This is a genomic window from Frateuria sp. Soil773 (genome assembly GCF_001428405.1).
In the GTDB taxonomy this organism is placed as follows: Bacteria; Pseudomonadota; Gammaproteobacteria; order Xanthomonadales; family Rhodanobacteraceae; genus LMSL01.
In genome coordinates this window covers 638,009-639,808 of sequence record NZ_LMSL01000041.1, presented here as the reverse complement: position 1 = coordinate 639,808, position 1,800 = coordinate 638,009, and positions in this window count along the sequence as shown.

The window sequence follows — 1,800 nt, the reverse complement described above, 5'->3', positions numbered from 1 at the left end:
AGCAGGGCGGGCAGCGGACGGTGCCAGGCGTCGGCATCGGCGGCGAGTCGTTCGAGCAGGCCGGTGTAGGCCGCGAACATCGCCTCGACCAAACCGTCCGGGAACAGCCCCTGCACGACGTCCCACGACAGCACCAGTTCGCCGCGATGCTCGTAGACCTGGTGGTCCAGCCATACCTGCGGGGTTTCCGACAGGCCGCCGTCGGCCAGGTCGGGAAAGCCCTCTGGCAGCTCCGCGAAGAAATCGTCGGCCAGGCCCAGGGTGCTGGTGAACACCACGGGCAGGGCCGCCGCTTCCATGCCGAGGGTGCGCGCCCGTTCGCGCTGCACGCGGATCGACGACACTGTCTGGTGCTGCAAGGCCGCGGCCATGCCGTCCTGCACGTCGCGCGCGAGGGCGGGCAGGTCGGCACCCGCCGCGGGATCGAAGGCCACCGGCGCCAGCGAGGTGAAGTCGCCCAGCACGCGGTGGATGTCCGGATGCACGTCGCGGCGGTCGAACAGGGTCAGGTTGAGGGTGAGCGCGCCGCCGCCGCTCCACTGCGACAGCACCTGCGCGTAGACGGCGAGCAGCAGCGCCGACGGCGTTATGCCATGGCTGCGCGCGGTCTCGCGCAGGCGCTTCCAGGTCGGCATCGGCACGCGGGCGTCGCGGCGGACGAACGCGACCGGCGCGATCGCCGCCGGTTCGGCGGCCAGCGGCAGGGCGGGCGCGGGCGGCAGGCCGGGCATCCGCTCGCGCCAGTACGCCTCGGCCGCGGCCAGCGCCCCGGCGTCCGCCGTCACCTGGGTGGCGTAGTCGCGGAAGTCGAGGGACGGCGGCGCGGGCGCGCGCGCGGGATCTCGATACAGCTCGACCAGTTCGCCGAGCAGCAGCTTGATGCTGTAGCCGTCCAGGGTGAGGTAGTCGAAGAACAGGCCGAGCCGGCAGCGCCCGCCGGCGTAGGGCACGGCATGGATGGCGTGCAGCGGCGCGTTGGCGCGGCCGCGGTCGCGCTTCTGCCAGAGCCGGGCGACGGTCGCGCGGGCCGCGCCCAGGTCGGCGGCGGCCGGCTCGACCTGCACGGCGACCGCGGGAATCGCCTGCGGCACGCGCTGCCGGCCTTCGTCGTCGACGCAGGCGCGCAGCATGTCGTGACGCTGCCACAGCGCGCGCCATGCGACGTCCAGGCGGGGCAGGTCCACGTGCTCGCCGTCCAGCTCGATCAGGTAAGTGGTGCCGCAGCCCAGCGGCAGGCCGTCGGCCTGGCCCATCCAGTAGGCGCGCTGGACTTCGGTGAGATCGAAGGGCCGGTGGCGTGCGGCCGGATCGGGACGCAGCGCGGAAGCCGGCGCGATAGCCGTGCCTTGTTCCCACGCTTCGGCGAAATCGGCGAGCACCGGCTGCGCGAACAATCGACGCAGCGGCTGCGCGGCGGATAGGCCCTCGCGTTGCAGCCGCGCGACCAGTTGCGTCGCCAGCAGGCTGTCGCCGCCGAGCCGGAAGAAATGATCGTTGCGGGATACCTCGTCCAGGTGCAGCAGCTCGCGCCAGGCCGTCGCGATGCGCTGTTCGACCGGGCCTTGCGGCGGTTGCGCCTTGCCGTCGTTCGCGGCCAGGGTTTCGCCGATGCGCTGTTCCAGCGCGCGGCGGTCGACCTTGCCGTTGGCACTGAGCGGAAGGGCATCGAGCGGCAGCCAGTGGCGCGGCACCATGTAGTCGGGCAGCAGGGCGTGCAGCNGCCTCGGCGAGGGCGTCGGTATCGATGGCGTCGCCGACGACGGCGGCAGCGAGTGCGGCAGGGGTGCCGACCACCAGCGC